The organism is Dechloromonas sp. H13 (assembly GCF_009469615.1).
Lineage (GTDB): Bacteria > Pseudomonadota > Gammaproteobacteria > Burkholderiales > Rhodocyclaceae > Azonexus.
Genome location: NZ_SSXX01000001.1, coordinates 874,516 through 887,938 on the forward strand (window position 1 = coordinate 874,516; position 13,423 = coordinate 887,938).

Below are 13,423 nucleotides of genomic sequence, written 5' to 3' on the forward strand. Positions count from 1 at the left end.
AGCGAGTTTTGTACAGCCGTTTGAGATTGAGCAGTCAATAAATGCCATATCAAACGTGCAAGTCGTCTTCCGCCTCCCGTTTTTTACGGCGCTTTGGTCTGAAGTTAACCTCGCCGTAAACACCAATGATCTTGTTGATTTCGGCCCTTTTCTCCGGATGAAGAAGATAGGCAATGTTCATCTTGTAAAGATCAAACGATACAGAAGACCCCGCCATTCCAAATGACCTGGCCATCTTGGCTACTTCGGCACTGATCTGCTGAACATTCAGCTTCTCATGGCAGTTGGTGGTGTAAACACTCTTGTCCCGCACGGGCACTTTGGCTTTGGGGCTCATCTAGTGCTCCTCAGCTGCTGAATTTCCAGCCCAGACAACTCGGCCAACTTAGACGCATAGACGATATTGCTCACTCGCCGCTTCTTGATCCAAGTGGAGATCGTCTGGTTAGCAACCCCAAGGACATTTGATGCCTTAGTCACGCCGCCTGCACGATCTACAGCAACTTTTACGTAGTTTTCAAAGTGGTGATACATGGAATTGTCTCCTAATGTTTATTAGCAATTTTCTGTACTTTCATTGCTATTTCCATGTACTTATTTTAGCTCGAACTACACGCAACATACTGAAATTAAACAATTAATTGTAGGCAATCTACATTGCCACCGAATTCAAAAATTTTTGCAAATCACTCGCCAAAAATCAATCGAACAACCCTCTCAACCACACCTCGGCAGTACTTTTCGGCTTGGCCAACTCGGATTGTCTTCGCCGGCGTTCTGCCTCCTTGCTGGCTTTGCGCTCTGCCTCTTCCTTCTCTTCCCGTTGCTGCTCCCGGTAGCCATAAACACCGAAGGCAATTACTGCCCCAGGCATCAGCACCAACAAGAAGACGATTTGTGGATCGTTCCACCCCAAAAGGTAACTGACACACGCCGAGAGTGCCGCTAAGGCAAGCAAGGCAATCGCCAAAGCCAGAGCCAACAACTTGGCGCTGATGACGACGGCTGCGACAACGAAGCCGACGACAAGGAGTACTAGGATTCCCAGTATGAAGGTCATGGACGCGTTACCTATAGCCCCGGCGCACCTGTTCCCGCCATAGCTCTTCCTGTTGGATTCTGCGACGCTCTTCGTTTCTCTGCTGCATCGAGTTGTAAATTTCACGATCCTGGCGATCAGCGTTGGATTGGACTCGCTGACCGGCGGCGATGCACTCATGCGAGACACTCCTGCCTTTGAACTGGCCACATGCACGATTCAACTCGGCGTAACCGGCTTGAATCTCCTCACTGGTCACAGCGTAAACGCAGGACACAAACTGCAGGCTCAGTACGCCCACAAGCAACGTTTTCATTTTCATCTCCCCGGAGCCACCGGTCAGTTGAGATTCAGCGGAAGAAGCTTGTCGACATCGACATTGACCGGGCTGTTTTTCTTGGCCGAACTGACGAGTTCAAAACCCTTGCCGGTTGCCTTGTATAAGTCCCTGGCGTAGGTATAGCCCTTCATCTTTTTGCACTCGCTCAGGAAAGCGCAGTATTTGCTTGGTCCATACTTCACTTCCGTCAGGAAATAAGCCAAATCCCCTTTGGCATCAAGGATTGGGGCGGCAAAGTGATACGAGCCCTCGGGTTCCTGATTGACCATGTTGGTAGCAGGGCGCTTCCCGAGCGGTTTGCAATAGACGTTTACCATTGCGTGGTCCGTGGGATGGAAATTCTGCCCGTCCCCAGACCAATCAGCGATCAAGATGACTTTTTTTCCGGCTATTTGGAACTGGTACAGATTGAAGGATGTTGAGCCCAGCAACTGTTCGCATCGGGCATTTAGCCGTCGCTTTTCAGGCCCATCCGGTAACTGGAACTGCTCACCCAGCGCTACTTCCTTGTAGGGGCCATATTGCCTCAAGGGTCGCAGGTCCGGTTCTTCAGCCGTGGCTGGCGGTGTAGTCATCCCCACGGCAATAAACGTTGCAACGGCTATCGGCCAGATTCTGCGCATAGTCTTCCTCTCAAACTGCGGTTAGTCATCAAGTGGCTTTTCAGATGCCACGCAACCGAGTTTGAATGGAACTTGCGACGGACTGCGACGCAACGTTCAGGCGGTGAGGAAATCAACCTTCACATTGATAGCGCCGGGCTGCCGAGGCGAGACTGAGCTTTATCGTGTCTCGCAGTTCCTTCGGCGCCTCCACTTCTACGCCATCCCCAAAGCCCAGCAACCACCAGAGAAGTTGTTTATTGTCCGGCACGGAAGCAGTAACTCTCAGGCGGCCATCAGATGCTTGCGATATTTCCTGGTCAATGGACAAGGGTGTCTCGTGGAGATGGTTGCCAGCTTCGGTAGTGAACAAGGCCTTCAATTGAATGATTTGCCCTGCCCCCCAGCCAAATGCGCCACGGGCTAGATATTCGTCAAGATCAAAACCCGGAAGATGCACCGTTGGAGTGCCCAGCAGGGTGGCCGATAGAACACGATGCAGCACCAGAATACGAATGTCAGCGTAGGTCTTGATGGTGCAGATCAGATAGATCAACGATCCTCGTTGAACCAGAGCAAGAGGATTGATCGGATACTCGTCTGGGCTTTCTGCATCCTTACGGTGATAGGTGACGGTGCATTGACGGTCCAGCATCAAGGCTTCCTGTAACGTGGCCTCAACGTCACTGTTTGTCTGCGGCGCAAGCAGAGGCTGGGCTGCCGGGATGATGCGAACTTTGTTTAGCCAACTGGCCAAAGACGAATGACCTGCCAGTGTGTCGAGTTTCTGTTCTGCCAAACGAAAATATGGTGCCAATTGGTTTTGCACTGAACTAGGCATGACTGAGCGCAGATACTCCCGAGCCATTAGCAGGGTTAATGATTCGCTGGTACTGATACCCGGCAAGTCAAAGGATGGAGCTTCTTTGTCCCAACTCCATCCGAATGGTTTTTCCCGGTCATCGACAACTAGCGGGAAAATCCGAGACAGTGCTTGCAGGTCTCTTTCTACGGTTCGCTTGCCTACCGAGAAACCCTCGTTTTCAAGTTGCTGGCGTAACTCCCAAGCAGTGATCTTGCGTGGGTGACGGGGAATGTGGCGTAGGGTTTGCCATTGCCGCAAGAGGGTTTCGGGGGTGAAAGACACTACTGAATCGAGACCAACTTAGACGTTGACTTGGCGTGTCAGTAAACCTTGAAGCTCATCGCCAGGCAGCGCCTTGAGCATGTCGACATGCGACTGCAACCTTTCTTGGGACTCTCGAATTTCTATGGCGACATCGACATGCTCGTCTCGACGCCAAAGCAGAGCCGGAACAGTATCGACAATTCCGTACACAAGGCTCTTTAGCTCTTGGGCATCTCGACTTAAACGCTCTGAAAATTCAATTGCGCTCGCCTCCTCGCCCATTCGATAGCTCACATCACGAGCGGCCAAACCTGCAAGGAACATGGCTCTTGAATACTCCACGAATACTTGCTCGTGGGTTCTGAATTCATCCGCTTTGCGTGCCATGGCAAACACGAAACTCTTCATCACGTTGTACGCCTCGATGAAAGCCTGCCTGTAAACTGGTAAGCGATCGTTTCTCTGCTCAGAGAGGTCAACTTGGCACGCATGTATCGTACCGTTGAGTTTCCCGATCAGTTGGGCATCGGCTTTGAAGTTGAGGAGATGGAGTTCGGTCAACACCTCCTTAATCTGATCCTGCAACTGTTGAATTTTCTCTTCAATCTTGGCAAGACGATGGTTAATTGCAATCAAAGACGCTCCAAAAACAGCTATTGGCACCGCAGCTGCACCAACCAAGCCATTGATGGCAATTTCAGAGTTTTGGGCGATATCAACGTCATGAAGGTGCTCAATGATGCGTCCAGCGTTTGAATAGACTACGCCTCCCAAGCGATGAGCCTCACCCGCCTCAATTAACTTCCGGGCCTCTTCTGTCATCGTTAAGAGATAGCTTTCTGCGAGGGCGGCCATTCTCTACAATCCTTTTTGTGAAGCTGAATACATTTGCCGAAGAAGGGATACATAAACAACGCCAGGAATCGTGCACCGGTATGCAGGGCCGGTGAGGAAAACAACTGCCAGCACCCCTCCAACAGCTGCCCCTGCTAGGGCGCTCGCAATCCGCAAAGCAATCATTTCTGCAACGGATATTGCTATTGCCATCGCTACACCTATGACCACCCCTTTCCCAGCAACCTCCTTGCTGGCAACAATCTCTCCCTCAGAACCTATTCCCGCACAAATTTTTTCAATTTCACTTGCTCTAATATCCATTTTTTCGAGGACATAGCGTTCGCACGCCTCAATAGTCTCGTAGCCGTAAGGCGAACTCTTAAGCAATGGGGCGAGTTTGTCAGCAACGTCCTTCGCCACTTCGTGGTACGTAACCCCTTCCGGCCGATCAAATTGTCGAAGTGAATTACTGCCATACAGCCGCAATTCAGCATAAATCTTGTCGGCAGTTGCATTGGATTTTTGATTTACTGCATCACATAATTTTTCCCAAAACAGTTTTACCACTTCATTTGAATCAGCGTTCCGGTGGGCCCACCGAATGACAGTTAGCGTTTCAGACGACATTACAATTCCTCTCTCAGGCCCCAAACCAGTCGATCAATTTAGCCTCAGCCTTGGCTTTTACGTCGTCAGTAATGTGCGTCGCCACAGTTGCAAGGGCAATGGTTAGAACACCTAAGTCATCCGCATAGCCGATCATTGGGGTGAAATCAGGAATCGCATCGATGGGGGAGATGAAATAGCCCAGAGCAGCGATTAAGGTTCCCTTCGCCCAAGCGGGCGTCTCCGGCTTCTGAATGGTGTAGTAGCACTGAAGCCCCTTGCCAATGACTTCCTTACCGGCAGTCTTTGCGGCATCCCTAACCTTGTCCCAGAACCCCGTTTCCGAGTAATCCTTCGCAAAATCCAATTTATCTTTTTCCATGGTTATCCCCGGTTCTTCGTTGATCGATTCGTTAACAATCCGCTTTGCATCATATAGACACGACTATTCAACAACAACCTATTGCTTGTCACCCCGCCCTGCCGATATCCCAAACTTTCGACATGGCACGCACCCAAGACAATCTGGCCTTCGCAGACCGACTAAAGCAGGCGCTGAAACGCAGTCCGAAGAGGATAGAAACTCCATCTGAACTGGCACTGCAATTCAATCTCCAGCATCCCGGCAGCCAGATAACAAACCAAGCCGCCCAAAAATGGCTGGCGGGTGACAACAAACCCTCGCCGGACAAAATTGACACTCTGGCAAACATGCTTGGCGTCTCGGTTCAGTGGCTACGCTATGGCATTCCTGAATCACGCCCCGCTCAACGAGGGTCATCTTCCAACAGAGCTGCGACAAAACAAGACGCACCGACAGCAACTGAACTGCAACTGCTGAACCGCTACCGATTGCTTTCAGAACACCAACAAGGTTTGATTGCCGAACTCATTGAGCAAATCACCCTTGATCGGGAAATGTGGATCACTCCGCCTAAGCAGTAGCAAGGCTAGCCCACCGGGTTAGGACAAGCAACTAGACGAAAGTCATAGATGACCTAGCACCAGTCAATTTTCTCCCTCCACGTTGGTATAAGAATTCTGGAGATGAATCCCTCCAACCCCGTTCTTAACCCTGAAGGAGTCCCGGTCATGTTTGCTAAACCCCTGCTCAACCTAGTTCTGGTTGTCGTCTTGGAAGCTATCAGTGCCGTCATCGAATATCTGAAAGGCATGCTTCGCAACGATGACTACGGCTTCAACCAGTAAGCCGGAGCCTTACCCAAGCCACACCTAGCCCCACCCTAGACCAGCACCGGCTGGTCACTCCAATCCCAATTCAAACCTCGCCTATACCTTGCAGCTTCACTGCCGAGGGGATGGGCTGTTTTCGTCTTTCAAGGAGTTATTCATGGCTCATCTTGTACAAACCATGGCCTACGCCAACGCTGAACCGTGGCACGGCTTGGGCAAAAAATTACCTGCCAACCAGCCGATTGAAGTCTGGCAGCAACAGGCCGGTATGGACTGGCAGATCAACGAAACGCCGGTCCTCTTCAATATCTCTGATGATGGTGATCTGCACGTCAAGGCCCACACCGACAACAAAGTCCTGTTTCGTTCCGATACCCACGCGCCGCTCTCAGTGGTGTCGAAACGCTACCAAGTTGTCCAGCCACATGAAGTCCTGGAGTTCTATCGTGATCTGACCGAAGCCGGTGGTTTCGAACTGGAAACGGCGGGCGTTCTCAAGGAAGGCCGGAAGCTCTGGGCCTTGGCCAAGACCGGTCAGGAAACTGTTTTGCGTGGCGGGGACAAGGTTGGTGCGTATCTGCTGCTGGCGACTAGTTGTGACGGCACTCTGTGCACGACGGCTCAGTTCACTTCGATCCGGGTGGTCTGCAACAACACCTTGCAGATGGCGGTCGGCGATTCCTCTGGTGCCGTCAAGGTGCCGCACAGCCGAAAGTTTGATCCGCAACTCGTGAAGCAGGAACTCGGCATCGGTCTGAGCAGTTGGGAACGCTTTGTCGGCAACATGCGGCGATTGGCTGACCGACCAATCCACAAGTTCGAAGCGATGAACCTGATCGTCAATGTCCTCGGTGACCCCGAGTTGCCGTTGGCCGACCAGCCCAATCAGAAAGCACTGCAGAACGTCTATGCCCTGTACTCGGGTGGTGGCATGGGCGCTGATCTGTCATCGGCCAATGGCACTGCCTGGGGCTTGCTCAATGCGGTCACACAGTTTGTCGACCACGAACGCCGGGCACGCAGCCAGGACTACAGGCTGGACTCAGCCTGGTTCGGTCAAGGTGCAAGCATCAAAGGCAAGGCCTATCAAGAAGCGATGAAACTGGCGGCCTGACCAATCTCCTGCCTTCCACCTCACGCCCGGTTCAGATTCGTCTGGCCGGGCGTTTCCATTTCAAGGAGTCAACATGAACCATCCCGCTTTACGCACCCCTCGGGAGAAAGCCAAACCCGCCCTGCGTCTCGTCACCACCAAGGCACTTCCCCGCGAAGACTGGCTGGCCGTCCGGAAGCAGGGCATAGGTAGCTCGGATGCTGCCGCCGCAGTGGGCCTCAATCCCTACAAATCCCAACTCGAACTCTGGCTGGAAAAAACCGGTCGTGACGGCAACCTGCCCAAGACCGATCCGCATGACGAGGAATCCCCGATGTATTGGGGCAATCTCCTCGAACCCATTGTGGCCGCCCACTACACCAAGCGCACCGGCAACCGAGTCCGCAGGATCAATGCAGTCCTTCAACACCCCGATCCGGACAAGACCTGGATGCTGGCCAATATTGACCGTGAGGTCACCGGCGCCTGCGATGTCCAGATTCTGGAGTGCAAAACGGCCGGCATTAACGGGGCACGCCTGTGGAAGGAAGGCGTTCCCGAGTACGTGCAGTTGCAAGTGCAGCACCAGCTCGCCGTCACCGGAAAAGCAGCAGCAGATGTTGCCGTGTTGCTCGGTGGCCAGCATCTGGAGATACACCGCATTGGCCGGGACGAAGCTCTGATCGCCCGACTGGTGCAACTGGAGAAACAATTCTGGGACTACGTGGAAACTGACACGCCACCGCCAGCCGATGGCTCGGAATCCGCCGAATTGGCCTTGCGCTGCCTCTACCCGGAAGACCAAGGGCAGACAGTGGACTTCACCCAGGATCGCAAGCTGTCGGCAGCCTTTGCAGATCTGGTAAGCGTCCGGCACAGCATCGCCGACTACGAAAAGCTGGAAGCGCAGTTAAAGCAAAGCCTGCAGCAAGCAATTGGCGATGCCAGCAAGGCCATCTTCGAGACCGGAACTGTGACCTGGAAGAAAGCCAAGGACAGCATCGGCCTCGATGTGGCAAAGCTGCTCAAGGAACAACCGGACCTGGCGCAACGCTACAGCATCACCAAACCAGGCAGTCGTCGTTTCCTGATTGCCTAACCTAGTTGTTCTCATACCCCAACCACCGGGGCGTTATGCCTGCCTTGGTGGAGTCAGTGGCAGGCTCATTCACGCAAAAATGAAGGAGCAAAACCATGCTGAAAGGCTTGGCTATAACCCCGCCGGTACTCGGGCGGATTTCCATCGGCAAGGTCATCGAGAAGAATGGCAAACGGCTTCCGGAGAAGGACGACCAGTTTACGATCACGACTCAGTTGCAGAGTAAGGAAGGTTGGTTGCCTCATCCCTTCGACGAAGGTATTCGTAAGGCACAGGGCGGGAAGATTCGCAGTATTCCAATCCGCCTGCTGTTCAACGAACCTGATCTGAACTTCAGAGCTGAGTACAGCCTGTTCGACCGCAACACTGGCCGACCGCTCTGTGTTGGGAATGGGGAAACCTGCAAGCGGCAATCGGAGGGTGGAATCAAGTCCCTGCCATGTCCTTCACCTGATGGCTGTGTCCTGGCCAAGGGTGGCGCCTGCAAACCCTACGGAAGACTCAACGTGGCCATTGGAGATGACGACCCCTTGGGCAGCTTCATCTTCCGCACGACTGGGTTCAACAGCATCCGGACACTGGCTGCAAGGCTGCAATACTTCAAGGCCATTTCCGGGAACCGCCTGGCATGTCTTCCGCTGGAACTGAAACTGAGAGGGAAATCCACAAGGCAAAGCCACGGCACACCAATCTACTTTGTGGATATCACGGTACGGACCGGCATCAGTCTGGAGGAAGCCCTGGCTGAAGCTCGGCGACTGGAAGAGGAAAGGCAGTCAGCAGGCTTTGACCAGGAAGCCCTTGATGGCGCTGCTCAACTTGGCTTCAACAATGGCGCCTTTGAGGACTCCGAGGATGAGGCTGAAAGTGTCGTTGAGGAGTTCTTCCCCGAATCTGGGGAGGGCAATGACACAGCTGGGAAAAACAACGCTCAAGCCGAGACTGCTACTGGAAAAACTACGCTGAGCCTGGCTGAGAAATTGGCAGCAAAAGCTACCCGGCAGACGGGAGAGCCGACATGAGTTTCCTGTTGTTCATCGTGTTTGGCTTTGGCGTGCCGTTATTGGTCATTGCCGTAGCTTTGCTGTGGATCTGGCTGGCAGCGAAAGTGTTCGGCCTAGGCTCTTGAAGGCCCTTGGACTCCTGCGGGCTGGGGGTCTTTTTTGCGTCCAACTTGTCGTTGGTTTTCAAACCATATATTAGGAATATGCTCACAGCCCGAGACCTTTGGTAGTCAACGGTTTCCAGGCGGTAGGTGCCCACGAATTTTCAAAACTGGTGGGCTAGCAACACGCTAGCCACCCCCCGGTTCGGATACCACAAGGTAGTTGTGGTGCGTGGGAGGCATGCGCCAATAATTTTCGGATCTACATGACTTCTTACAGATTAGAATTAACGACACTAACCTAATTTGCATAGGAAAAATATGCAGCCCCACCAGGAATGTCTTGAGCATGTATTTGTTGCTTACCCTTCACGTGATGCCAGTTTGGCGAGACTGATCGCTCAAGGCGTCGCAAAGGCCAACCGTAAACTAACCACTAGACGGTATGAACCATGGGAGTTCAACGATATTGCTGGCACCCCCATTATTTCTCCGATTCTGGACGGCATTGAAGTATCAAAATTTATTGTTGCTGACATCACATACCTAAATCCCAATGTCGTCTACGAAATTGGTTTTGCTATCGGACACAGTCGCCGATGCATTCTTGTACGGCATGCCAATACGGAAGGAGATCTGAAAATAGCCAGAGAAGTTGGCATTTTCGATACGCTAGGTTATGAAACCTACAATGATGATGACGGCCTTTCCAATACGCTTACCGCATATATTGATCCATCGCCAATTTCGTTGCCATCTCAAATGGACCGGCTTGCCCCAGTTTATATCGTCGAGCCGCCTGTGAAAGGGGGAATTGCGACAGTGATGACCTCTCGGCTAAAGAAGGCAAGGTATAGATATCGAAGTTTCAACCCTGTTGAAGATGCACGACTTTCGGCAGTAGATGCGATTAGGCAGGTAGCAAGTTCTGCCGGGGTTATGGTATCTATTCTAGATGGCGATCAAGAACAAAGCTTTATCCATGACACACGTGCACTATTTGTTGCAGGACTTGCGCACGGAATGGGCAAACCGACTCTTATATTGGCTCACTCTTCTGCTCAAGTGCCACTAGATATTCGTGACACGGTAAAAGCCTATGGCCGACATGAAGATATTATCGAGCACATTGCCAATTTTTCGCTTGAAATAACTGAACATCTTCAACTAGCGAATCCGACGCCATTACGTAATCTAACGCCACTGCAATCTCTCCAAATAGGAGATCCTACGGCGGAAAATGAGATGACAACACTGGCGAGTTATTTTCTTAATACAAACCAATACAGTCGAACATTACGTGGCGAGGTAAATCTTGTCGTAGGAAGAAAAGGTGCCGGCAAAACCGCATTGTTTCTGCAACTCAGGGATAAAACCCGATCAGACAAAAGGAATGTTGTTGTTGACTTGAAACCAGAGGGTTACCAATTATTGAAACTCAAAGAGGATATTTTGGCACATCTCACCCAAGGTGCCAGTCATCATTTAGTTACAGCTTTCTGGGAATACCTGATCCTTCTTGAAATCACATATAAGCTCCTAGAAAAAGACAAGAAGCCACACAAATTTAACCACGAGATCAGAGATCTTTACATTGAACTAGATAAAGCTTATCGAGTTAAGGATTTCTCCGCTGAAGGCGATTTTTCTGAACGGCTTCTTTCACTCTCGCAAAGGATTGCTCAAGATTATGCTCATCGCTTTGGGCATGCAGATTCAACGAAACTAACTACCGACCAAGTTACCCATCTCGTCTATTCACACGATGTAAGATCGCTTCGCAATCATGTTTCAAAATATCTGGAACAAAAAGGTAGCGTTTGGGTTCTCTTTGATAATCTTGACAAAGGCTGGAGTACGCAGGGGGTAGATGTTGTAGATGCGATGGTACTCAGGTGCCTGATCGACGCGGGGCGGAAAGTCGAACGAGACATGAGAAAGGATGGACATACCGTCCATTGCATCGTATTCATTCGAAACGACGTCTATGAGCATCTTATGCGACAGAGTGCGGATTACGGCAAGGAGATGCGTGTAACGTTGGATTGGACTGACCCCGACATGCTACGTGAGCTGTTGCGCTTACGCCTTGTAGCTGGTCTTGGTGTTGAATCACATGATCTGACTTTTGAGCAAATTTGGCCCCGTCTATGCGTCTCACATTACAAGGGCGAAGAAACTTCCTCGTATATTATAGAGCGTGCGTTAATGCGCCCTCGAAATGTAATCAAGATGTTTTCGCATGCAAAAGGATTTGCCGCCAATCTAAATCACCAAAAAATTGACGAGTGTGACCTTGAGAAAGGAATTCGTGCTTATTCACAGGATCTATTGGTTGAACTTGATCATGAGCTTACCGATGTATTTCCTGCGGCGAAAGACTTGCTTTACCATTTTATCGATTCACATCATGAATTAACTCCAGGGCAATTGCAGGAACTTGTCCAAGATGCAGGGATCGACAACGGCGAAATAGATCATGTGATTAATTTTTTGCTCTATTATGGGATTCTTGGTGTAAAGACAGCGACCGATGAGGTGCATTACATCTTTAACGTCAACTATGACTTGAAGGTGCTTCAAATTCGTGCGGCTCGGGGCCGAGAGAGCACCCGGTATGTTATGAACCCCGCCTTCAGACCTGCACTTGGGATTCGTGATGTATAGAAAGAAAAGGCCTTTATCCTAGTACAAAAAATTGACTGGGCATGTATTTCGAAAGCAGCCACGTTGGAACTGCGCATCTGAAAATTCATTCTTACAGATATCGACACACTGGAAGAATTTGTTGAGCCAACGCGATTAGTGTTCTTCAGACTAATGCCAAGAAATAAATACTATTTGGCAACTCCTCAGACAGGCTCGTGTTTTTTTCAACACAAGCCAAGGTGGCGAATGCTGCTTGGATGATGTTTTCGGTAAATTGCTTGAGACTTTCTGTGGGGATAGAGCAGCCATCCCTATTTCTGCCATACATCCAAGCGCTTATTGACTCTTAGGAGAACCTGAATGAATGACGCATTGAAAGAGCAATTAAAAGAGTTGAATAATAGGGCGCGTTGGTATTCTGGGCAGCTTTGGTATATTCCGTACGCCTACTTTGGACTTACAGGAATCGCCATTAGCAATGTCGTCGTCAAACAGTCCGTGTATATAGGTGGCACCTTAATCGCCTGTGGAATTCTCGGACTATTTGTTTTGTGGCACATGTGGCTAATCAAAGATGGCGAAAAGCGAGCCGTTGAAAATCTCCTTCTAGTGGAAATCGCCCTTGGTCTGGAACCAACGGTAGACTACAAAGGATACACAAAACCGTTTTTCATCGGCGTGAGCCTCGTTGCGTTATTGTCGTCGTTAGGGGGGTTAGTTTTACTCAACGGTTGAAGCAAAATTAAGTCCCCATAGTCGGATCAATCCATATCCAAGCCCTGCTCCTTCGCCTGGGCTTGCTGCTTTCGAAATGGCTCCGGTTCAAGGTCGCCCATCATGTGTTGCCATTCCTGTTTAATCGGCTGCCAGCACAAAGCCGCTAAGGCTATGCCAGGCAGGGGTAACTGATAGGGGTTGGGGCGTTGAGGCTCTGTATTCATGTCTCGTCCGATCAAATATCACGTTCACTTGACCTGATTGGCGTTACAGATAAGTGAAACACGCCAATAGCTCATCGTACAGACGAGTTTTGAGTTACCGGCGAGGTGAAATTGGAAGCTACTCACTAGAACATCGGTCTTCATGAGTAGCATCGAACACTCCCGTCACATAGGAGGTCGTTCCGAGAAAAGTTCGAGCTTCAGCATAGTTGCCACTTTGGTGAATAGCAACCATCACCCTGCTTCACTCGAAAGTTTTCCGGCCACTGCTCTTCGGTGCCAACTCTGGTTACGCAGTTGCTTGAAGATCAGTTGTCGCAGCGCATCAGGAGTCGGCGCAGGTTTCATGCGATGCCGTGTCTGATTGCAATGCAGACAGGCGGCGACGATATTCGCCTTGGCATCTGTACCTCCATCTGAACGTGCTACAAGATGTTCAGCTGTGCATTTGAATCGTTGTGCCTGAGCCAACGAAATACCATGGGTGTTTGCGAACGCCTCGGGGTCGCTCTCCCACATCAGAAAACCACAGTAGTAGCAGCGATGGGCTTGTTGGAGAAATGCTTGATGACGATATTGAACGATTTTCGTGGGCATAGTGGGTTCCTCTTGAACTACAGAATGAAACCCCGCTAGCCGGACTGGTCATCACGGGTACCAGCCGATTTACTTCGGACTGGCCCTACATGCGGTCGTTGCGATCACGCACGGAACATATCCTACCAGCGAATATCTTGATGCGATAGAACGATACGCATCTCCCCAGCCGTTGTGAATGCCTCTCATGGT

General features: G+C 50.9%; 17 protein-coding genes. 7 read left to right on the forward strand and 10 right to left on the reverse strand.

Translation table 11 applies throughout. The features are described from left to right. Positions 1–49: 49 nt before the first annotated feature. From GH660_RS04230 to GH660_RS04270, 9 genes are all read right to left on the reverse strand, one after another. Entirely contained in the window at positions 50–337 is a 288-nt protein-coding gene (locus GH660_RS04230; protein ID WP_153145304.1) for a hypothetical protein, read from the reverse strand. Next, positions 334–534, reverse strand: a complete 201-nt coding sequence (locus GH660_RS04235; protein WP_153145305.1) for a hypothetical protein — start codon at positions 532–534, stop codon at positions 334–336. Before GH660_RS04235 ends, GH660_RS04230 begins: the two co-directional genes overlap by 4 nt. A 166-nt stretch (positions 535–700) precedes the next feature. Then, positions 701–1,060: a hypothetical protein gene (locus tag GH660_RS04240; protein WP_153145306.1), complete on the reverse strand. Its 360-nt coding sequence runs from the start codon at positions 1,058–1,060 to the stop codon at positions 701–703. Positions 1,061–1,067: 7 nt separating this feature from the next. Beyond that, positions 1,068–1,355 (reverse strand): hypothetical protein, encoded by a 288-nt coding sequence (locus GH660_RS04245; RefSeq protein WP_153145307.1) that lies wholly within the window; start codon positions 1,353–1,355, stop codon positions 1,068–1,070. A gap of 23 nt (positions 1,356–1,378) precedes the next feature. After that, positions 1,379–2,002, reverse strand: coding sequence for a hypothetical protein (locus GH660_RS04250; RefSeq protein WP_153145308.1), 624 nt, complete (start codon positions 2,000–2,002; stop codon positions 1,379–1,381). 112 nt (positions 2,003–2,114) lie between these two features. Beyond that, complete coding sequence (locus tag GH660_RS04255) at positions 2,115–3,128, reverse strand: YafY family protein (RefSeq protein WP_153145309.1); 1,014 nt, start codon at positions 3,126–3,128, stop codon at positions 2,115–2,117. Between the two features lie 18 nt (positions 3,129–3,146). Further along, positions 3,147–3,965 (reverse strand): hypothetical protein, encoded by an 819-nt coding sequence (locus GH660_RS04260; RefSeq protein ID WP_153145310.1) that lies wholly within the window; start codon positions 3,963–3,965, stop codon positions 3,147–3,149. Between the two features lie 3 nt (positions 3,966–3,968). Continuing rightward, on the reverse strand, positions 3,969–4,574 hold the full coding sequence (locus GH660_RS04265) for a YaaW family protein (protein WP_153145311.1): 606 nt from the start codon (positions 4,572–4,574) through the stop codon (positions 3,969–3,971). A gap of 13 nt (positions 4,575–4,587) precedes the next feature. After that, positions 4,588–4,935: a YkvA family protein gene (locus GH660_RS04270; protein ID WP_153145312.1), complete on the reverse strand. Its 348-nt coding sequence runs from the start codon at positions 4,933–4,935 to the stop codon at positions 4,588–4,590. Positions 4,936–5,057: 122 nt separating this feature from the next. Here GH660_RS04270 and GH660_RS04275 point away from each other — a divergent pair, with 122 nt between their 5' ends. From GH660_RS04275 to GH660_RS04305, 7 genes are all read left to right on the forward strand, one after another. Next, the gene (locus GH660_RS04275; protein ID WP_153145313.1) at positions 5,058–5,498 is read left to right on the forward strand and encodes a helix-turn-helix domain-containing protein; all 441 of its coding nucleotides are present in this window, start codon (positions 5,058–5,060) and stop codon (positions 5,496–5,498) included. Positions 5,499–5,600: 102 nt separating this feature from the next. Then, positions 5,601–5,762 (forward strand): hypothetical protein, encoded by a 162-nt coding sequence (locus GH660_RS04280; RefSeq protein WP_153145314.1) that lies wholly within the window; start codon positions 5,601–5,603, stop codon positions 5,760–5,762. A gap of 142 nt (positions 5,763–5,904) precedes the next feature. Then, positions 5,905–6,861: a DUF932 domain-containing protein gene (locus GH660_RS04285; protein ID WP_153145315.1), complete on the forward strand. Its 957-nt coding sequence runs from the start codon at positions 5,905–5,907 to the stop codon at positions 6,859–6,861. Between the two features lie 73 nt (positions 6,862–6,934). Next, complete coding sequence (locus GH660_RS04290; RefSeq protein WP_153145316.1) at positions 6,935–7,939, forward strand: YqaJ viral recombinase family protein; 1,005 nt, start codon at positions 6,935–6,937, stop codon at positions 7,937–7,939. Between the two features lie 95 nt (positions 7,940–8,034). Beyond that, a complete protein-coding gene (locus GH660_RS04295) occupies positions 8,035–8,961 on the forward strand; it encodes a hydrolase or metal-binding protein (protein ID WP_153145317.1) in 927 nt (308 codons plus the stop codon). 404 nt (positions 8,962–9,365) lie between these two features. Beyond that, on the forward strand, positions 9,366–11,711 hold the full coding sequence (locus GH660_RS04300; protein WP_153145318.1) for a hypothetical protein: 2,346 nt from the start codon (positions 9,366–9,368) through the stop codon (positions 11,709–11,711). A 342-nt stretch (positions 11,712–12,053) separates the two neighbouring features. Next, positions 12,054–12,428 (forward strand): hypothetical protein, encoded by a 375-nt coding sequence (locus GH660_RS04305; RefSeq protein WP_153145319.1) that lies wholly within the window; start codon positions 12,054–12,056, stop codon positions 12,426–12,428. Between the two features lie 440 nt (positions 12,429–12,868). On the opposite strand, the gene GH660_RS04310 is transcribed toward GH660_RS04305, so the two are convergent. After that, positions 12,869–13,231 carry an HNH endonuclease gene (locus GH660_RS04310; RefSeq protein WP_153145320.1) on the reverse strand — a complete coding sequence of 121 codons (363 nt, stop codon included), beginning with the start codon at positions 13,229–13,231 and terminating at the stop codon, positions 12,869–12,871. Between the last annotated feature and the right edge of the window lie 192 nt (positions 13,232–13,423).